The organism is Flavonifractor sp. DFI.6.63 (assembly GCF_024462255.1).
GTDB classification, from domain to species: Bacteria; Bacillota; Clostridia; order Oscillospirales; family Oscillospiraceae; genus Lawsonibacter_A; species Lawsonibacter_A hominis.
Window position 1 is genome coordinate 1 of record NZ_JANGBE010000021.1, and the last position, 17,037, is coordinate 17,037.

Sequence of the window (17,037 nt, forward strand, 5' to 3'; positions counted from 1 at the left end):
TTGAGTCGTCCGCAGACGACGGAAGGAAAGGAAGCTCCGTCATTTCCGGCGACACGTGCGTCGGAAATGACACCTCTCATGACGGACAGGGCGACTTTTCTGCCAGAATCGAGCCCTGTCCGTCATGCATCCCTCTGTAGAAAAAGGCCAGAGGCCTTTTTCTACAAGCTCAGGGCGGGGGAGCTTTGCTCCCCCGCCCTGAGTCTTATGGTTCAAACAGCATGCAGTCCACATAATGCCTGGTAAAGGCCGCTTCGGTGGAGAGTTCCAGGTAGCGGCATTTGTCCCGGATGGCCGTCAGCTCGTCCCGGGCCTGCCGGGACAGAAGCGCGGCCGCCGCGCCTGCGCTGGCGCTGTTGCCCACGCAGCGGGTCCGTGCCACCAGCTCCGGAGGCAGAAGGCCGATGGCACCGGCGTTTTCCTTGTCGATCCGGCTGCCGAAGCCTCCGGCCAGATAGAGCACGGAAACCGCCTGCATGGTTTGCTGCGTATGCTCCAGCAGAGTACGAATACCGGCGGCGATGGCGGCCTTGGCCAGCTGGAGCTTGCGCACATCCGCTTCTGTAACGCCGATATCGTGCGTCCGGTCCAGCCAGAAGGTAACGCCGCGTGCATCCTCCTCCAGCCATTCTTCCAGGCCCGCGGGCGCTTCGTCCGGGGGCAGCAGCCGGCCGGTCCCGTCCACCGCGCCCATCCGCAGCAGTACCGCCAGGGCGTCCACCAGGCCGGAGCCGCAGATCCCCGCGGGCGCGCCGCCGCCAATGACGGAAAAGCGGGGCGCGCCGCCGTCCAGCCAGACCCGGTCCACGGCTCCCGCCACCCCGGACATGCCCCGGGAGATCTCCGCGCCCTCAAAGGCGGGGCCCGCGGCAGTGGCGCAGGTCGTGAAGCCGTCCTTTGTGCCCAGCGCCATCTCCCCGTTGGTGCCGATATCCAGAAACAGTACCGCTCGCTCGGCCAGCCAGGCCCCTGATGCGTACAATCCGGCCGTAATGTCGCCGCCCACATAGCCCGCGACCGCGGGAGCGAGATAGACCTGTGCCTGGGGAAACGCCGGGAAGAAACCATCCCCCGGGGAGCACACTGCGCCAAACCGGTCCTGCGGCGTAAAGGGGGCTGCGGCGATGGAGGCGGGGGAGCGCCCGGCGAACAGATGCTCCATGATGGTGTTGCCCACCGCCGTTACGGCCAGTACCTCCCCAGTGCTACGTCCGGCGCGGCCGCACAGGGCGCACACCGCTTGGGAGACCTGCTCCCGAATGGCGCTGGTCATCCGGGCCAGACCGTCTGGAGCGGTATTGGCATACTGGATGCGGGAAATCACGTCGGCGCCGAAGACCCGCTGGCGGTTCATGCCGCCCTCTGTTCCCAGCAGCGCACCGGTGGTCAGATCGTAGAGCGTGACCACCACCGTGGTGGTTCCGATATCGGCCGCCGCGCCCAGCCCGCCGCACTCCGGAACGGCGACCCAGGGCTGCAGGGAGACGGGGCGGGAAGCGCCCTCGCAGACGACGCAGGCCTGCCGGAGCGCGTCCAGGGTCACGGAACAATCGCCGGTCAGCCGGGTACGGCAGGCCAGACGGCGCTCGCCGCCGGCCGGGAGCAGCGCGCGCTCCTGCGCATCGGCCGGCGTCACCGCGCCGGAGACGGCGGCCAGACACTTCCCGCAGGTCCCGTTGCCGCCGCAGGGGGCCTCCGGTTCCCGCAGGCCGGCCCGCTGAAGGGCGCTGAGCAGCGTTTCGCCGGACCGGCCTTCGATCGTATGGGTCCCGTCCGGCCCATGTACGGTAATAACAGGCATGAGTCGCCTCCTGAAACGGTAAAATAGAGCAGCCGGCGTCCGGCTGCTCCTTGATTATAGCGCCGCGCTTAGGATCCGTCAACGCCGCCTGTACCCGGTATGGGCGCCCCCTGCTCCGGCATCCGCCGCATTTCACGCAGCACCATGGTGATGGCCACCGCCACTGCGGCGGCGTCGGAGATGGGGCCGGCGTACATGACGCCATCGATCCCCATAAAGAGGGGGAAGATCAGGACCAGAGGGATGAGAAAGAGGACCTGGCGGGTAAGAGAGATCAAGATACCGCGCTTGGCCTTGCCGATGGAAGTAAAAAAATTGGTGCTGATGGGCTGGAACGCATTGGCGAAGGTCATAAAGAGAAAAATACGGAAATAGCGTTCCGCAAAGTGAAAATACGCGTTTGACCCGGTGCCGAAAATACCGATGATCTGCCGTGGAAAGAGCTGAAAGCACACAAAAGCGATGCTGCAGATAAGGGTGGCCGCAGTCACGGCCTTGCGATAGGCCTCTTTGACCCGGGGATAATTGCGTGCGCCGTAATTAAAGCTGAAGATGGGCTGGCAGCCCTGGGAGATGCCGATGGTAAAGCCCATGATGAGCATATTCACCTTGGTGACCACGCCCACGCAGGCCAGGGGGATGTCCTGGCCATACTGCGACAGAGCGCCGTAGTAGGTCAGCGTATTGTTCATTACGATCTGCACGGCCACCATGGCCAACTGGTTGAAAAAGGAGGCCATGCCAAGGGAAAAGATCGCCCCCAGCCAATGGAGCCTGGGCCGCAGGTCGCCGCGGGTGAGCACCACGGTACGCAGACGGGTACGCAGCAGGTAGACCAGCGCCATCCCCATGGAAAGTGCCTGACCCAGCACCGTGGCCAGCGCGCCGCCGCCGATCCCCAGGTCAAAGCCGAAGATGAACAAAGGGTCCAACATGGTGTTGAGGACCGCGCCGGACAGGGTACAGAGCATGGAATAGGTGGGGCTGCCGTCGGCGCGGATCAAATTGCTGCATCCGGTGGTAAAGGTGAGCAGCGGCAGGCCGAAGGCGGTGATGCGGGTATAGGTGAGGGCGTAGGGAAGCACATCCGGCGTAGCGCCGAAGGCCAGCAGCAGGGGACGGCGGAACAGGAAGGCGACCGCGCCCAGACAGACGCCCAGGAAAGCCAGAACCACCAGGCCCGTGCCCGCCACCTCGCGGGCGCGGTCCTTATGACCGGCGCCGAGATTCAGATTGAAATTGGCCGCGGTACCAATGCTCATGAGCAGGGCGATCGCAGTGGAGATGTTGTTGAAGGGAAAGGCCACATTGGTGGCGGCATTGCCCAGAAGGCCGACCCCCTGCCCGATAAAGATCTGATCTACAATGTTATACAGGGAGGAGACCAGAAAGGCGATGACCGAGGGGATGGCGAATTTGGGCAGGAGCTTTCCGATGGGAGCGGTGCCAAGGGGATTGGCGGACGTTTGGAGGGGTTCCGGCTGCATGCATTTCTCCTCGCTTTCGGACCGATGGTCGTCTGATTGACAGTTTAGTACGATAGTGCTAAACTGTCAATACCGGAACGGATCAGAAATGAGGAAGCGCATGAAAAAAGACGTAAAAACGGATATCCTGGAGACGGCCCGGAAACTCTTTAACGAGCAGGGCTACAACGGAGTGTCCATGCGGGATATCGCCGGAGCGCTGGGGATCAGCGTGGGAAATCTGACCTACTATTTCAAACGGAAAGAGGATCTGCTGGAGGCTGTGGCGCTCCGGCAGCTGGAGGGCTATCAAAAGAAGGCCCCGGCCGCCAGTCTGGCGGAGCTGGACGGACACTTCCGGCGAAAGCTGGCCTTTCAGAAGGGAAATGCCTACTATTTCCGTCACTATACGCAGCTGGCGCAGATCTCGCCGAAGGTATACGAGATGCAGCGGGGCATCATCCGCGATCAATATGAATTTTACGGCGAGACGTTTCGGGGCTTCAAGTCCCATGGAAGGATGATGGAAGATACCGTTCCGGGACAAACCCGGCATCTGATTCAGGCTTTGGTGACCGTCAGCCTCTTTGGCACGGCGATGGGGGAGCCGGATGGGGAGCGGCTGCCCTGCTTTTGGAGCCTGATCTGGCCCATGCTGACGGAAACGGGAAGAAGGGAATACCGGGAAGAAGTGGAGCGGCGCGGCGGCGTATAATCAGGACCGGCCGGTGGGATACTGCTTTTGAGGTGATATCCCATGCTGACAGAATCTGAACTGCTTCAGTCCATCCACCAGTCTACCAATATGGGCCGCGAGGGGATCCAGTCCGTGCTGAACTATGCCAAGGACGACAGGCTTCGTCAGGCCCTGGAGCAGCAGCTGGTGGAATATGAAAAGCTGGCCGGCGCGTCCGGAAAAATGCTCTTGGAACGGGACGAAAAGCCAAAGGAAACCAACCCCGTGGCAAAGGCGTCTTCCGCCGCGATGTCGGCGATGAAGCTAATGGCAGACCCATCCGCGTCAAAAATTGCGGAAATGATGATCCAGGGCAACACGATGGGGATGACCCAAAGCCTTCGCAACCTGAACGATTATCCCGGAAAGGACGAGCGGGTACGGGACCTGGCATCCAAGCTGCTTCGTACCGAGGAAGCCAATATCGAGCAAATGAAGAAATTCTTATAGCATGACCGATTGTCCGGGAGAACCGGCCGGCGGATTTGCTTCGCCTGTGCATGCAAATCCGCCGGGGAGCCATAAAAACGACCACACCATTACACGGGTGCGCATAAGGAAGTAATCCGAAAAATTACGATTATGGCATCTGTCAGACGGGGTTAGGAAGTCAAAACCTCCGACTTAGCCGGAGGTTTTGACTATATTTTTCGATTTTGAAGGTAAATATGGTGAAATACCTGATGTCTTGTGTGCTCGATATGGACACCGCCTGTGTGGAACTGAAATTTCTTGATGACAGCATGATTGCGATTGATACTATCGCCATGGAGAACGAGGTTTATGACAATATGTATCAGCGGTCAAAGCGGGATTATCTGATTTACAATGCCCCGTTGGCGTATGCTGATCGTATACGGAACGGCAAATCAGGAACTTATCTCAATATGGTTGTTGAGGAAATACAGGACAGCAGCGTAAATCAGCAGGAATGCAACGGCCCCCATAGAACCCCGGATCAGCAGGCTGCCCGGCCCAAGACCGAGATAAGCGTCCACCATAATCAACGGGAAAGTGAGACTGATGAAAAATACAGTCAGCCAAGCGGACTTCTGTGCAAGTCATAGAAAATTCCCCCTTTCCTCCCCAAAGGGCCGTGGCTGGTTGATAGTTGCTTTTTAGGATAACAAAGGGCGGCGGCACTGAGCGAGATGCGTGGACAGGTGGATCTAACTGTCTGCATCTATCATGGCGGATTTGAAAGGGACCTGACCAGCGGTCGGGTGCTGAGCGAGAGCACAGAAAATATCGGGTATCGGATTTGCGCTCTATTCATAGGGAGAAAACGCAAGCGCATCGTACTGCAAAGAGAACGCCCTGGTATAGTCTTTTTCCGGCGTGTCATAGTAATGATAGTCCGCAACAATTGCTCCAGTGCTCTCGTCATAGCGCTTACTGGGCATGCGCATCATCGGGCTCTGCGGCGGATCAATCAAATGATTCACACCGGCCACCTCCACGGCATCCCCGCTCCTGCGGTAAATCATTACATCCCCTGTGCCGCCGATGTTGTAGGCCACGTTGCAGATCAGCTCCCGCACGCCGTCCCCATCCAAATCCACAAAGTGGTCGTCCCGCTGAAAGCCGAAGCTGTCGGCGATTTGTACGATATCATGGTCCTCCACGATATAATAGGTGTGTGTCGTTGTACCCGTCATGGTGTGGTTGGAAAGCAGGAAGCCGTTCCAGCCCATGATATTCTCAAAGGAGCGCAGCTCTACAGGGCGGGGAAAATCGGCGTCCCAATCCGGTATCGGCTCCACGGCGGTTTCCGCGCCGCCCTGCCGCACATAGGCCTCCATGCCATCGCGGTTTTGCCGCAGCCCCACCTGGTACTCCCCCCGATCCAGCAGCCAGGTTTTGCCCCAGTCGTAGGAGATCAAGGTCTCATCACCAGTGTATGCATCGCCGAACACGGTGGCCGTCATAACAATCTGGGTTCCCAGACGCCGGATATCCCACACTTCCCAGGTGTCGCCGTAAAACGGGAGGTCGGCCCGGTTCCAGGTTTCGCCGCCGTCATGGGTGATCAGGACGGGAGAACCGTTGAAACGTCCGATGGAGATGATGGCGTGCTCGTTATCAAAGAACGCGGTTTTGCTGGGCCACCATGCCGCCTGTAGGAGTTGTCCTGTCTCCGTCCAAGTTCCGCCCCCGTCGTGGGTGCGGTAAACGTAGGTGTCCGCGCCGCCCACGCCGTGGCCGTAAGTCGCCGCCAGCCATCCGTTTTGCGCGTCCACCATCTGCATGGAAATACCGGGTTCCCCGAATAGGGTAGTGGCCGTATCCCGCCCCGCTAAGTCCTCGTACTCCCACTCGCGGGGCGGAGCCACGGCAGGCCCCAGCGGCGTCCAGCCTGTCTCCCCGGCATAGCGGGCGACGGGTACGCCGTCCAAAAGGGTATAATAGCGCCCGGCCCACTCCGACTGATTGTCCAGGGGTGCCTGAGCCTCCGGGATCAGCACTTCGATTGCATCCGGGGTAAAGCACAGCAGAGCGGAAAGCAGTATTTTCTCCGGGCCGTACTCGCCCGTGTCCTCAGCCGCCCCTACGCGATAGATCAGCGGGAGACAGCCGTTATCCCAGTGCTCCGGGTCCATACCCTCTATCGTCCAATCCGGGAAGCGCTCCCGCAGCAACCCGGTCACGTCGGCCTTGTAAATAGTTCCGTTTCGTCCAAAATAGTAAACGGCCTCTCCAGTGCCGTGGTAGAAGTAGAGCAGCTCCTTCTCCCCATCTCCGTTCAGGTCGTGTTCCACCACCAAATTGGCGCAGTCGGCCAGAAGGCGGGGTACGCCCTCTTCGTCCAGGTAGAAATAGTCGAAGGCCTGATAGCCCGCCCCCCGGGGAACCTCGATGCGAAAGCCGCTATGCCCAAACAGGTCTGCATACGCCTCTACCGCGCAGCTTCCGCCGCCGTATGCGCTCTCCTCCATGCAGAACCGCAGCAGGGAATCGCCCTGCCGGAGCGCCCAGTATTTTGTGTACGCACTGCCCGGCTCCCGGTACAGGACGATCTCCGTCCCATCCGGTAAGGTCTGTTCCAACAGCACCTCCCCCATGGCATTCGTGGGGACGAGGTCGGGCTCCATGCCGGGGGGAGGGGCATAGGAGGACAGATCCGTGAGGGGGAGGGTTGCCGCGACGGTAGATTCACCGGCATGGGACGCAGATGGTTCCTGTCGGGCCGGGGATGTCACGGTGCAGGCCACCAGGGTAACCGCGCAGACTGCGGCGAGCATACAGAGAATGGCGGGGAGAGCGCCCCGGCCCTTCCCGGGGGACATGATACCCTCCAACCGCTCCGCCAGCACCCGTTTCCCTCCGGAAAAGCCGGTGGAGAGGGCCGAGCCGCGGCACTTTTGCAGTACGTTCAGCAAAACAATCCCATAGAACCGCCGATCTTCCAAAGCGGCATGGGCCAGAACCTGCTCGTCACAGGCGCGCTCCATGTCCTGCCCCGCCATGCGCCGCAGCAGCCAGACGGCCGGGTTGAACCAGTGGAGGATATGGGCCGCCAGCAGCAAAACCTTCCACAGCAGGTCGTGATTGCTCCAGTGGGTCAGCTCGTGGCGGAAAATCCAGAGGGCGTCGTCTTCCGTTAAATCAGCATCCGGAAGGAGCAGCCTGGGATGGAATGGTCCCGCCAGCATGGGGCCCCCGGCGTCCGCATACAGAAAGAGGCGGGGCGGTCTGACACAGCCCCGCTCCCCACAGGTCGCACGGTATGTCTCCGCAAGCCGCCCACATTCCACAGGCTTCGCCCAGCGGCGCAGCCTGTGCTGAAAGTGCCGCTCTTTTATGAGTTGATGTGTGAGCATACCCGCCGCGCCCAGCAGCCAAACGACCTTGAGCACGTGAAGCAACGGGACGGAGGTTTGGGCTGCGGGAGCCGGAGAGGTGGGCGCATCCATCAGCGGCGCTTCACCGCCGCCGGGATGGCCGGGCGCATGGGGGGCAACCGTTTCAGGCGTGGCCGCCTGTACCCTGGGTATCCCGCTCTGCCTGTGGACCACCTGGATCGTTTGCTCCGGGAGCGCGACCACAATGGGGGCCCTCCCCCCCGGAATGGAAAAGAAAATACCCGCCAGCAGCACCAGGGAGAGCAAATACCAGAGACGCTTTTTCCATCTGGCTGAGAACCGCCGATCCCAGAAAGGGGACAGAAGGGTCAAGATCAGAGTCAGAGCCCCCACGATCAGGGAGGTGCGCAGGAGATTGAGAAACAACAGGTCGCTCATGGCGTTCCCCCCCAGTGTTCCAGCATTTTGCGCAACTCCCGAAGGTCCTGCTCACTGACGGCCTGTCCCTCCACTAGGGAGGCGACAAGGCCCGTCACGGAATTTCCATAGAGCTTTTCCAGGAGGGTGCGCCCCTCCCGCTGGCGGTAGTCGGACTGACGGACCAGCGGGGTATAAAAATTATTCCAGCCCCGCTTTTCACAGGCCAGAAAGCCCTTTTCACACAGACGGTTGAGGGCGGTGCCCAGCGCCCCCGAGGACCAATTGCGCTTTCCGGCCAGTGCGGCCTGAATGTAGGCAGAATTGACCGCTTCTCCGGCCCCCCAGACCGCCTGCATGATCTCCAATTCCGCATCTCCCAGGCGTTTGATTTCCGCTGCCATACCACCAACCCCTTTATACGCTTGTATAAGTTTAATCTAAATTATACGCACGTATAAAAGAATGTCAAGAGGAAATTAGGCTATAGAACGCGCCTTGTAATATTAAATGCGAAAGAACAAACACCACGTCGAACGACGGGTGCAAGTTCTATCGCATTTATTTTTTTGTATCACAAAAACCGTAAAATGCAAGAGAAACGGGGGTGAAATGTGGTGCGGCAGTACAGATACATAGACTTTCGGGACCGGGAGCAAATCGCCGCCCGATACCTGAATGGGGACCGCGTGGCCGACATTGCCGCAGGGCTTGGCGTGACAACGGCGACGGTCTACCGCGAATTGAAGCGCGGCGAAACGGGAGAACTTGACCGCAACCAGCGGCGGGAATACAACCCCGTTCTTGCACAACAGAGGGTGCAGGCCAGTTTTAAGCGGCGCGGGAAGCCCGCGGCGGTGAGTTCACAAGGAGGTGTGCAGATTGGCAACTAATTTTGAAGAGATCGCCAGAACCCCGGAAACGCTGGCCGCATTCCTGCGGAGCCTGCCCGTTCTGGATGGACCGTGGGACGAAGAATTCCAGCGGCAGTATTGCGCCGGGTGCGGAAAGGTGAGTTGCGACGACGGGAGCGGTTGCCCCTACGAAGAAAAGCGGAATAGCCCCGGCTGGTGGCTGGGGCTTGAAGCTGGGACGGCGGGGGCGGTCTAATGCTTGAAGTTGTACCTATAACCCTACGGGAAGCAAACGCGTTCGTGGAGCAGAACCACAGACACCACGGGCCGACGGTGGGGCATAAATTTTCCATCGGGCTTTCCGACGGCGAAAAGATCGTGGGCGTTGCCATTGTGGGCCGTCCGGTGGCGCGGCATTTAGACGACGGCTGGACGCTGGAAGTCAACAGGCTTTGCACAGACGGGACCCGGAACGCCTGTTCAATGCTTTATGCCGCCGCATGGAGAACCGCCCGCGCTATGGGGTATAAACGGCTGGTGACATACATTCTGGAAAGCGAAAACGGGGCAAGCCTGCGGGCCGCTGGCTGGAAGTGTGTTGGACAGGCGGGCGGCTTGCGGTGGACCGGAAAAAGACGGCCAGAAGTTGACCTTTACCCGGCACAAATGAAAATCCGATTCGAGCGGGAGGCGGAAAAGCCATGACGAAGAAAAACAGTTACCCCGGCGGCGTGAAGCTGACGGCCACAAAAGCCCGCGCCGTGGCAATGCAGGAATTCGGGACCGCAAAGGGCCTGACAAAAGAAGAAACTGCAATGCCCGGTTACTTCAAAATGAGGTTGGGGAACCTGTTCATTCGCATTCACCCGGACACCTACGACGGAACAGGGTGCATTGTGGTTTCGGCTGAACTGGCGTTTGCCACGGGTCAAACCCTGAAATTCCTGAACCCGGACACCCTGCAAGACGATTACAACGCGCTGGAACGGTATTGCAAGCGCGCCCAGCGGGACGACCTGAAAGACTGGGTGCTAACCAACGGGGCGGACTACTGTTGCGAGGAAGTCAAGCGGATTTGGGAAAGAGGGTGACGGCGTGAAAATCCGAATCACCCGCGATACAAAAATTCCGCTTGTTGAGAAAGGCCGGGTTTTCTACGTGCAAGGAGTATCGACGACCGGGGACGGCGAAACAGTCTATTTCATCCACCACGGCGGGAACTATTTGGGAATCTGCGCCGGGGATTGCGAAGTGATCGAGAGGGAACCGGAATGAAGAACGTAGCGCGAGAGGCCACAAACGGCGTGATTTACGGAGAATCCGGCGAGATCGTGAAAAATGGCTTGCGTGTTGTTTGCCCCCATTGCGGAGAAATCGGACTTTACCCCGGCCACGGCGGAAGTGTGAATATCTGGACCGTGGGGGCAATCGAGCGGCGGGAATGTACGAAATGCCGTAAGCAGTTCCACGCAATCAGTTTGACCGTTCCGGCGGACATGACCCCGGAGGAATTCTATTTGAAAATCAAAGAGGGGGTGAAGCTGTGAAGCGTCAATTCTGCTTGCCCTGCTTTCTCGAACTGAAAAAGGCCGGGAAGCACGACATAACCCGCATAGCAGGCGGAAAGAACCTGAAAATCACCTGTTGGCGGTGCAAACGCCGCCGCTACGGGGCGGAATACGAGATTTCCCGGAAAGGCGGTGCGCGCCGTGACAGTGAATGAATTGAAGCGGGCTTTTCTGGATGAACGCCCGGTTGCGTTCGGCGGTATTACCTATCAGAAAATAACGGCGGTGATTTACCGAAAGACCCCGGACGGGAAAGGACTTCACGTGCAAGGCGAACTGCTGGACCGGAACGGGCGCGCCGTTGCAATCGCGGCGGCGGACCGAATCAATTTTGTGGAGGCGACACCATGACGCAGGAAATCAGAACAATCACCATTGGAGCGGGACAAGCCCGCCCGCGGCGGCGGAGCAAGAAGCACACCCGGCGGCGCGTCCGGCTGAACGGCTGGACCGTGGCGAAATATGCGGCCCTGACCGTGGCCGGGGTCCTGCTGTTTCGAGCGGGTGCGGCCTACGCCCTGACAGAACGGGGATATAAGGCGATCGGCGGCGAAGTTTTCGCCCTCTTCCTCCCCGTGTTCTACTACACAATTTCCGCAACGGTGCGGGACTATATCAAGGAAATCAAATCTATTTTTCGGGAGGAAAAGGACCATGAAAAAACTTGCTGAACTGAAACCGGGCGATCGCTTCATGTATGGCGGCGTTGAGTGGGTCAAATTCGAGGACATCGGCGCGGGAACGCTTTGTCTGGCGGCGGAACCTGTTTTTCTCCGGGCGTTCGATGAAGAGAACTGCAACGACTGGCGGAAATCCTCTTTGCGCCGGGAATTGAACGGGGCGTTCCTTGACGCATTGGTTGCGGAGGGCGCAGACCGGGCCGCGTTCCTTGATTGGGAAAGCGACTTGACCGCCGACGACGGAATGACCGATTACGGGACCGCCACGGACAAGATCGCTTTGCGGTCCGACGCGCTTTGCCGCAAGTATCGGGAGATCACCCCGCCCGTGGACGAATGGTGCTGGAACCTGACCCCGTGGACGTGTGACGCGTCGCATTCGTGCAACGTCCGCAGCGTCCATTCCTCCGGCGCGATGAGCGGGTACAACGCGTACAACGGCGACTGGGGCGTTCGCCCGCTTTGCTATCCGAAATCTGTAATCTTGGTATCTATCCCCGGAGAGGACGACGAAGAAGAGCAGGCCGCGCGCCGTGAAGAAATGAAGCTGGACGCCGTGGATGCGCTCATGTCCACGCTGAACGATTATCCGCCCTATTTGTGGGGCGACGCGCTGGGCGCGGCGGTTGCCGCACTCTTTCAGTCGAAGCAGGACGCGGAAGAGATCGCGCAGGAAGAAAAGGACAAGGCGGCGGAGGGCTGACCCCTCCCCCGCCGCAGAAAAAACAGCATAAGAAAAACCGCCCCGTGGTGCTTTGCAGAGCAACACGAAGCGGATTCCGCCGATGAAAATACATCATCTATCAACCTAACGCAAGTATAGCAGAAAGCGGCGGAAAAGTCAACAAATAGCGCCGTTTTTATGCGGCGTGGCGGGCTTGTAATGGGTATTAACGTTCCGGCGAAGCCTTGTCACGCAGTAAAGGAAAACAGGGAGACTTAAAGGACGGTCCCGCTCCGCCCTCTATCCCCTCTTTCTCTCTTTGCGCCGCCGAGGGTGAAGGGGGATTGCAAAGGGGGAAGAGGGAGGGGGCGCAGGACAGGAACCCTCTTCCCCCTTTGCACCTATCGACTACGGCACAGGCCGGAAAAGCACAACACGCCCGCTTCACTGTCCAAAAGAAAGAGGGTGAAGCAAAAGTGCGTAGCTTTATTCGAGAAAAGAAAATATATTGCGGTGATCGGTATAGGGAAGTCGATATTTTTTCCTACACGGACACGCAAAAGCTATCATCGGGCCGCGGGAAGCGGTCAAAGAAGGTCCGGGAATCGGAGCCGAAGCAAAAGAACCTGAACGACAAAAACGCCCGGCGCTACTTCATACAGACGGCGAACCTGAATTTCGGGAGTGACCCGGAAGCGTTGCACGTGACGGCTACATACAGCGCAAAATACCTACCCGACACAGTAGAGGAAGCGGAACGGGAGATAACAAACTACCTCCGCCGGGTCCAATATCGCAGGCAGAAGGACGGATTGCCTCCCTTGAAATATATGCTTGTCACCGCCTACACAACAAAGCGGAACAGCGAAAAGCCCGTGAGAATTCATCACCACATAATCATGTCGGGCGGGCTGGAACGCGACGTAGTGGAAGAGTTGTGGAGGAAGCGCAAGCGAAAGGGCCAGAAAAAAGGCGACAGAATCGGGTTTTGCAATGCTGACCGCCTGCAATCGGACGAAAACGGGATTGCCGCCCTCTGCAACTACCTTGTGAAGCAGAGCGGCGGGAAGAAGCGGTGGACTTCCTCGCACAACCTCGAACGACCTTACAGCAGGACAAATGACGGGAAGTACAACCACCGACAGATCGAAAAATGGGCGCGGGAGCGTCCGGGCCGGGAGTTTTGGGAAAAGAAATACCCCGGATGGACCCCGACAGACGAAGATTACGGGATTCAGTATGAATACAACGACTTCACGGGCTGGTCAATTTACCTGAAATTGCGCAAGAAGGAATAGAAAGGAGTGGTCAACATGGGAACGCCTTACCGGGAATGCCCGAATTGCGGGGCGCATTTGGACGCGGGCGAACCTTGCGATTGCACGCATAAGGAGCGGGACCAGCGCCCGGCGGCGGAGCCGGAAAAGCCATTGAAGAGAATGAGCCTGATGGTAGTTTGCCGGGAAGTAGACAAGGAAACTGGAAAGATTGCCGTCTATCCCCTGAAAACGGAGATTGACGACCGCGTTATGCAATGCTTACAGATTCAGGCGCGGGCAAACCCGGAATTGCGGTATTTCGCCCTTGTGTCCGCACGCTGGGAGCGTTACGGGGAAGTGATAGCCGGAATCTTGAAGCGCCGGAGCGTCACGCGGGCCGACGTGGATAACATCGGCGGAATTGTGGAGATATGACGCGGGGTGCGCTATGCGGATAGGACTTCACGACGCGGAACAAGAATACATGAGACACAAGACCTTTCCGAACTATGTTTTGATGAAGATTTCGGCATACCACAAAGCCCGCGGGGATTCCGTAGAATGGTGGTCCCCTATGTGCCATTATGACCGGGTGTATTCAAGCAAAGTCTTTGACTTCACGCCGGAAAACCTGTACTTGCCGCCGGACACAATACGCGGCGGGACAGGATATGACGACATACCGCTAAACCAGAAGTTGCCGCCGGAGATCGACGCGGCCTTTCCTGATTACAGCATTTACCCGGAATGCGACTACGCGATAGGGTATTTGACCCGCGGTTGCCCGAATCATTGCCCGTGGTGCGTAGTCCCGGAAAAAGAGGGCGGAATCAAGCCGTACAGAGAATGGAAACAGGTTGTGCGACCGGACACGAACAAACTTGTCCTGATGGATAACAATATACTTGCTTCCGAATACGGGGTTTCCCAGCTTGAAAGCATGATCGGGAGCGGGTACGCGATAGACCTAAATCAAGGCATGGACGCACGGTTGGTCAATGACCGCATAGCGGGCATACTGGCGCGGCTGACGTGGATTCGATTCATTCGGTTTTCGTGCGACCAGATACCGCAGATTGAAGCGATCGAGCGGGCGGCGGAACTGCTGGGGAACCACGGGAAGAAGCCGTATAACCTGTTTATTTACCTGCTTGTCACGGAGGACGTGGAAAACGCGGCCTACCGGGTGGAGCGGCTAAAACGCCTAAAGGGTATCAGCATATACGCCCAGCCGGAGCGGAACGAGCGAAAAGGGATAATTCCAAACGCGCGTCAAAAAGAGTTCGCCCAGCGGTTCATTTACGGGCGGTCATACCTGAAAGAAAGCTGGTCCGAATACTTGGCCCGGCATAAGGAACGGAGGTTGCACGAATGGAGCGGGACAACCTGACAGAACAGGCGCGAGCATTGAACGCCGCGGTTGCCGTTATCAAAGAATACTGCGAAAGCAGGACGGCGGACGACGCTTGCCGAAAGTGCCTGTTCCGCGATAATTGCGGCGGGGAGCCGTACACATGGGGGAATGAACCACCACACCCGGCGGGCCGCGCTGGAAAGCGAGGTGGAGCCGTGAATTGCGCGATATGCGGAAAGCCCGTCGAGCGGGTCCACCCTTGCGAATACTACCGCCGCCGCGGGGAAGCCGTGTGCGACGAATGTTGCGAAGAGTGCTACCGGACAGAGCCGTTCCCCTGTCCAGACCATGACGAACGGGAGCGGGAGAAAACGGAGGGATAAACGATGCAGATAGATCACCAGCGCGCGGCCATGCGCTACCAAAACAAGGTCAACAACGCGCAGGGGCATTTTTTCGAGCAGGCCATAAAAGCCGCGTGCGCGTTGTATGCGTCCCGCGGGCGGGCGACGGCTGACAAAACGCCTGAACCGTTCCGCGTGTTGGAGAAGAGCCGCGACGGGATTTTCAAGGGGCGGTTCACGGCCCGCGCACAGCCGGACTTTCAGGGGACGCTTGCGGGCGGACGGTCAATCGTCTTTGAAGCAAAGTACACCACCACGGACCGCCTGAAATGGGACGTTCTGACGCAGGAACAGCGGGACGCGCTGGAACATCACCACCAGCACGGCGCAATCTCCGCTGTGTGCGCCGGAATCGGAAATGACTTTTTCTTTGTTCCGTGGGAAGTCTGGCGGGACATGAAAGAGCGATTCGGCAGAAAATACGTCACCGCGGCGGACCTCGAACCGTGGCGGGTCCGATTCAACGGAGCGGTTCTATTCCTCGACTACGCGCACGAAAGGAGCGGGAGCAATGAAGAAACAGCACAGACAGAAATTAACGGTTCGGGTAACACCGCAGACCGCCTATAACCTCGAACGGCTTATGACCATGAGCGGGCAGAAAACGCCGGGCCGCGTCGTTGACAAGCTGGTTCGTGAAAAAATGCTTGCCTTGCGCGGGCATACCGGAGAAAAGGAGAACGACCGATGAAATACGATTGTGGAAAGCCAGAGTGGGCCGAAATGGAGCCTTGCCCGCTGGAAACGGGAGAATTGGAAGAGTGCGCGGAATGCACATGGGCCAGAGAACGGGAGGAAGTACAATGACAGCGGGAAGCGTGATCGTCCTTGCCTTTTGGGTGATCTTCACGGTGCGGAAGCACTTCACGCCGAAACTGGCGGCGGCTGAAAAGGCGAATACATACGACCTGAACCGGGATAACCCGGAAGCGAAGCGGGCCGCACAGCGCCGCCGTGGGCCGCTGGCGGCGGCAAGATGGGCCTTGCGTGTAGCGGGATGGGCCGAAAACGTCCTTGCGGTGCTTATGATCGCGTGGCTGGCGTTCTTGCTGGGTGCGATATTGACCGGGACATTCTTTGTTTTCGGCTACCCCGTGTAAGGGGGTGCAGGCGGTGAAAAACCGAAAGTGCGAAAAGTGCGGCGCGCCGACGGCGGAGGGATTGACACTTTGCCCGGACTGCATGAAAGAATCCGGAGCGGCGGCGGAGATCGTCGAAGCGGCGGAGGAATTACGGGATATTGCACAGGTGCTTTCCATCACGGCAAACACCGACACGAATATTCGTGAAGCAATGGCAGGAATTTTGAACATAGCCGACAGACTGGAACGGAGGAAATGACATGGAGTTTTTGCGATTTATCTTTTCGTCTTTTTGGGTTTGGCTGGGGTTTGTGGTTCTGGTAGCCGCGGCGGGTGGAGCCGTTGCGGAGATCGTCAAGGCCATTCGCCCGGCCCGGAAAATTGCGGTATATCGAACGGGCGACGTTGTGCGCGTGGAGGTTGAGGGCGCAGGCCGCGGGGATATTCCGGCGGCGGTAAAAGCCGCAAAGGGGCGGGACACGGAGGACGCGGAATGAACGCGGCATTATTGAGCAGTAAGAAAATGGACTATTGCACGCCGCCGGACTTTTTCGACCGCCTGAATGATGAATTCGGGTTTGTACTCGACGCGGCGGCGACGGCCAAAAGTGCAAAATGCCCGGCGTACTACACGCCGGAAACCGATGGTTTGAATAGTCCTTGGAATCTTGCGGGGGGGGGGTGCTGTTTGGTGTAACCCTCCATACGGACGGGAAACCGGGAAATGGGTTCGCAAAGCCTATGAAGAAGCCCGGAGCGGGAAAACGGTTGTTCTTCTGATTCCTGCCAGAACAGACACAGCATATTTTCACGACTACATATACGGGAAAGCGGAAATCCGGTTTGTGCGCGGGCGGCTACGCTTCACCGATGAAGAGGGCAACGCATACGCCCCCGCCCCGTTCCCGTCGATGGTGGTCATCTACAACGGAAAGCGACGGTGAAAATA

The 17,037-nt window shown here is 58.7% G+C and carries 24 protein-coding genes and 1 pseudogene; 21 read left to right on the top strand and 4 right to left on the bottom strand.

Annotation, left to right across the window (positions count from 1 at the left end; genetic code table 11):
- Nucleotides 1-205: 205 nt before the first annotated feature.
- Together NE547_RS11360 and NE547_RS11365 are read right to left on the bottom strand one after the other, a co-directional pair.
- Entirely contained in the window at nucleotides 206-1,801 is a 1,596-nt protein-coding gene (locus tag NE547_RS11360; RefSeq protein WP_256175991.1) for an ASKHA domain-containing protein, read from the bottom strand.
- A gap of 68 nt (nucleotides 1,802-1,869) precedes the next feature.
- A complete protein-coding gene (locus NE547_RS11365) occupies nucleotides 1,870-3,288 on the bottom strand; it encodes an MATE family efflux transporter (RefSeq protein ID WP_186909036.1) in 1,419 nt (472 codons plus the stop codon).
- Between the two features lie 100 nt (nucleotides 3,289-3,388).
- On the opposite strand from NE547_RS11365, the gene NE547_RS11370 reads away from it, so the two are divergent.
- The 3 genes and pseudogenes from NE547_RS11370 to NE547_RS18645 all read left to right on the top strand — a co-directional run.
- Nucleotides 3,389-3,982, top strand: coding sequence for a TetR/AcrR family transcriptional regulator (locus NE547_RS11370; RefSeq protein ID WP_186909037.1), 594 nt, complete (start codon nucleotides 3,389-3,391; stop codon nucleotides 3,980-3,982).
- A 42-nt stretch (nucleotides 3,983-4,024) separates the two neighbouring features.
- A complete protein-coding gene (locus tag NE547_RS11375) occupies nucleotides 4,025-4,453 on the top strand; it encodes a hypothetical protein (RefSeq protein WP_186909038.1) in 429 nt (142 codons plus the stop codon).
- A gap of 221 nt (nucleotides 4,454-4,674) precedes the next feature.
- Nucleotides 4,675-4,902, top strand: a pseudogene (locus NE547_RS18645) (DUF6061 family protein); the annotation flags it as partial.
- 369 nt (nucleotides 4,903-5,271) lie between these two features.
- On the opposite strand, the gene NE547_RS11385 reads toward NE547_RS18645, so the two are convergent.
- Together NE547_RS11385 and NE547_RS11390 are read right to left on the bottom strand one after the other, a co-directional pair.
- The gene (locus tag NE547_RS11385) at nucleotides 5,272-8,244 is read right to left on the bottom strand and encodes a M56 family metallopeptidase (RefSeq protein ID WP_256175992.1); all 2,973 of its coding nucleotides are present in this window, start codon (nucleotides 8,242-8,244) and stop codon (nucleotides 5,272-5,274) included.
- Nucleotides 8,241-8,627 (bottom strand): BlaI/MecI/CopY family transcriptional regulator, encoded by a 387-nt coding sequence (locus NE547_RS11390; RefSeq protein WP_256175993.1) that lies wholly within the window; start codon nucleotides 8,625-8,627, stop codon nucleotides 8,241-8,243. The genes NE547_RS11385 and NE547_RS11390 overlap by 4 nt, the downstream gene beginning before the upstream one ends.
- A gap of 213 nt (nucleotides 8,628-8,840) precedes the next feature.
- Here NE547_RS11390 and NE547_RS11395 point away from each other — a divergent pair, with 213 nt between their 5' ends.
- The 18 genes from NE547_RS11395 to NE547_RS11480 all read left to right on the top strand — a co-directional run bounded on the left by NE547_RS11395 (nucleotide 8,841) and on the right by NE547_RS11480 (nucleotide 17,032).
- Entirely contained in the window at nucleotides 8,841-9,116 is a 276-nt protein-coding gene (locus NE547_RS11395) for a helix-turn-helix domain-containing protein (protein ID WP_256175994.1), read from the top strand.
- Entirely contained in the window at nucleotides 9,106-9,333 is a 228-nt protein-coding gene (locus NE547_RS11400) for a hypothetical protein (RefSeq protein WP_148337799.1), read from the top strand. Before NE547_RS11395 ends, NE547_RS11400 begins: the two co-directional genes overlap by 11 nt.
- Nucleotides 9,333-9,782: an XF1762 family protein gene (locus tag NE547_RS11405; protein ID WP_148337797.1), complete on the top strand. Its 450-nt coding sequence runs from the start codon at nucleotides 9,333-9,335 to the stop codon at nucleotides 9,780-9,782. Before NE547_RS11400 ends, NE547_RS11405 begins: the two co-directional genes overlap by 1 nt.
- Nucleotides 9,779-10,168, top strand: coding sequence for a hypothetical protein (locus NE547_RS11410; protein WP_148337795.1), 390 nt, complete (start codon nucleotides 9,779-9,781; stop codon nucleotides 10,166-10,168). Before NE547_RS11405 ends, NE547_RS11410 begins: the two co-directional genes overlap by 4 nt.
- Nucleotides 10,169-10,172: 4 nt before the next feature.
- A complete protein-coding gene (locus NE547_RS11415) occupies nucleotides 10,173-10,352 on the top strand; it encodes a hypothetical protein (RefSeq protein WP_148337793.1) in 180 nt (59 codons plus the stop codon).
- Nucleotides 10,349-10,624 carry a transposase gene (locus NE547_RS11420; RefSeq protein WP_148337791.1) on the top strand — a complete coding sequence of 92 codons (276 nt, stop codon included), beginning with the start codon at nucleotides 10,349-10,351 and terminating at the stop codon, nucleotides 10,622-10,624. The genes NE547_RS11415 and NE547_RS11420 overlap by 4 nt, the downstream gene beginning before the upstream one ends.
- 162 nt (nucleotides 10,625-10,786) lie before the next feature.
- Complete coding sequence (locus NE547_RS11425; protein WP_148337789.1) at nucleotides 10,787-10,996, top strand: hypothetical protein; 210 nt, start codon at nucleotides 10,787-10,789, stop codon at nucleotides 10,994-10,996.
- Nucleotides 10,993-11,316, top strand: a complete 324-nt coding sequence (locus tag NE547_RS11430; protein ID WP_148337787.1) for a hypothetical protein — start codon at nucleotides 10,993-10,995, stop codon at nucleotides 11,314-11,316. Before NE547_RS11425 ends, NE547_RS11430 begins: the two co-directional genes overlap by 4 nt.
- Nucleotides 11,300-12,028, top strand: coding sequence for a hypothetical protein (locus tag NE547_RS11435; RefSeq protein ID WP_256175995.1), 729 nt, complete (start codon nucleotides 11,300-11,302; stop codon nucleotides 12,026-12,028). The genes NE547_RS11430 and NE547_RS11435 overlap by 17 nt, the downstream gene beginning before the upstream one ends.
- Nucleotides 12,029-12,465: 437 nt before the next feature.
- Nucleotides 12,466-13,287: a hypothetical protein gene (locus NE547_RS11440; protein WP_148337833.1), complete on the top strand. Its 822-nt coding sequence runs from the start codon at nucleotides 12,466-12,468 to the stop codon at nucleotides 13,285-13,287.
- Nucleotides 13,288-13,428: 141 nt separating this feature from the next.
- Nucleotides 13,429-13,683 (top strand): hypothetical protein, encoded by a 255-nt coding sequence (locus tag NE547_RS11445; protein WP_256175996.1) that lies wholly within the window; start codon nucleotides 13,429-13,431, stop codon nucleotides 13,681-13,683.
- 49 nt (nucleotides 13,684-13,732) lie between these two features.
- Complete coding sequence (locus NE547_RS11450; RefSeq protein ID WP_195325130.1) at nucleotides 13,733-14,638, top strand: radical SAM protein; 906 nt, start codon at nucleotides 13,733-13,735, stop codon at nucleotides 14,636-14,638.
- Between the two features lie 350 nt (nucleotides 14,639-14,988).
- Nucleotides 14,989-15,576 (top strand): Holliday junction resolvase RecU, encoded by a 588-nt coding sequence (locus tag NE547_RS11455; RefSeq protein WP_148337779.1) that lies wholly within the window; start codon nucleotides 14,989-14,991, stop codon nucleotides 15,574-15,576.
- Between the two features lie 233 nt (nucleotides 15,577-15,809).
- A complete protein-coding gene (locus NE547_RS11460; protein WP_148337774.1) occupies nucleotides 15,810-16,106 on the top strand; it encodes a hypothetical protein in 297 nt (98 codons plus the stop codon).
- A gap of 13 nt (nucleotides 16,107-16,119) precedes the next feature.
- Nucleotides 16,120-16,347, top strand: a complete 228-nt coding sequence (locus NE547_RS11465; protein ID WP_148337772.1) for a hypothetical protein — start codon at nucleotides 16,120-16,122, stop codon at nucleotides 16,345-16,347.
- 1 nt (nucleotide 16,348) lies between these two features.
- The gene (locus NE547_RS11470) at nucleotides 16,349-16,585 is read left to right on the top strand and encodes a hypothetical protein (RefSeq protein ID WP_148337771.1); all 237 of its coding nucleotides are present in this window, start codon (nucleotides 16,349-16,351) and stop codon (nucleotides 16,583-16,585) included.
- Entirely contained in the window at nucleotides 16,582-16,785 is a 204-nt protein-coding gene (locus NE547_RS11475; protein ID WP_256175997.1) for a DNA N-6-adenine-methyltransferase, read from the top strand. Before NE547_RS11470 ends, NE547_RS11475 begins: the two co-directional genes overlap by 4 nt.
- Entirely contained in the window at nucleotides 16,757-17,032 is a 276-nt protein-coding gene (locus NE547_RS11480) for a phage N-6-adenine-methyltransferase (protein ID WP_256175998.1), read from the top strand. The genes NE547_RS11475 and NE547_RS11480 overlap by 29 nt, the downstream gene beginning before the upstream one ends.
- The last annotated feature ends 5 nt before the right edge of the window (nucleotides 17,033-17,037 follow it).

What these genes read in the sequence shown, in the direction of transcription:
- NE547_RS11360 (WP_256175991.1), bottom strand. Translation starts at nt 1,801, where the DNA reads ATGCCTGTTATTACCGTACATGGGCCGGACGGGACCCATACGATCGAA.
- NE547_RS11365 (WP_186909036.1), bottom strand. Translation starts at nt 3,288, where the DNA reads ATGCAGCCGGAACCCCTCCAAACGTCCGCCAATCCCCTTGGCACCGCT.
- NE547_RS11370 (WP_186909037.1), top strand. Translation starts at nt 3,389, where the DNA reads ATGAAAAAAGACGTAAAAACGGATATCCTGGAGACGGCCCGGAAACTC.
- NE547_RS11375 (WP_186909038.1), top strand. Translation starts at nt 4,025, where the DNA reads ATGCTGACAGAATCTGAACTGCTTCAGTCCATCCACCAGTCTACCAAT.
- NE547_RS11385 (WP_256175992.1), bottom strand. Translation starts at nt 8,244, where the DNA reads ATGAGCGACCTGTTGTTTCTCAATCTCCTGCGCACCTCCCTGATCGTG.
- NE547_RS11390 (WP_256175993.1), bottom strand. Translation starts at nt 8,627, where the DNA reads ATGGCAGCGGAAATCAAACGCCTGGGAGATGCGGAATTGGAGATCATG.
- NE547_RS11405 (WP_148337797.1), top strand. Translation starts at nt 9,333, where the DNA reads ATGCTTGAAGTTGTACCTATAACCCTACGGGAAGCAAACGCGTTCGTG.
- NE547_RS11410 (WP_148337795.1), top strand. Translation starts at nt 9,779, where the DNA reads ATGACGAAGAAAAACAGTTACCCCGGCGGCGTGAAGCTGACGGCCACA.
- NE547_RS11420 (WP_148337791.1), top strand. Translation starts at nt 10,349, where the DNA reads ATGAAGAACGTAGCGCGAGAGGCCACAAACGGCGTGATTTACGGAGAA.
- NE547_RS11430 (WP_148337787.1), top strand. Translation starts at nt 10,993, where the DNA reads ATGACGCAGGAAATCAGAACAATCACCATTGGAGCGGGACAAGCCCGC.
- NE547_RS11435 (WP_256175995.1), top strand. Translation starts at nt 11,300, where the DNA reads ATGAAAAAACTTGCTGAACTGAAACCGGGCGATCGCTTCATGTATGGC.
- NE547_RS11445 (WP_256175996.1), top strand. Translation starts at nt 13,429, where the DNA reads ATGAGCCTGATGGTAGTTTGCCGGGAAGTAGACAAGGAAACTGGAAAG.
- NE547_RS11450 (WP_195325130.1), top strand. Translation starts at nt 13,733, where the DNA reads ATGAGACACAAGACCTTTCCGAACTATGTTTTGATGAAGATTTCGGCA.
- NE547_RS11455 (WP_148337779.1), top strand. Translation starts at nt 14,989, where the DNA reads ATGCAGATAGATCACCAGCGCGCGGCCATGCGCTACCAAAACAAGGTC.
- NE547_RS11460 (WP_148337774.1), top strand. Translation starts at nt 15,810, where the DNA reads ATGACAGCGGGAAGCGTGATCGTCCTTGCCTTTTGGGTGATCTTCACG.
- NE547_RS11470 (WP_148337771.1), top strand. Translation starts at nt 16,349, where the DNA reads ATGGAGTTTTTGCGATTTATCTTTTCGTCTTTTTGGGTTTGGCTGGGG.
- NE547_RS11475 (WP_256175997.1), top strand. Translation starts at nt 16,582, where the DNA reads ATGAACGCGGCATTATTGAGCAGTAAGAAAATGGACTATTGCACGCCG.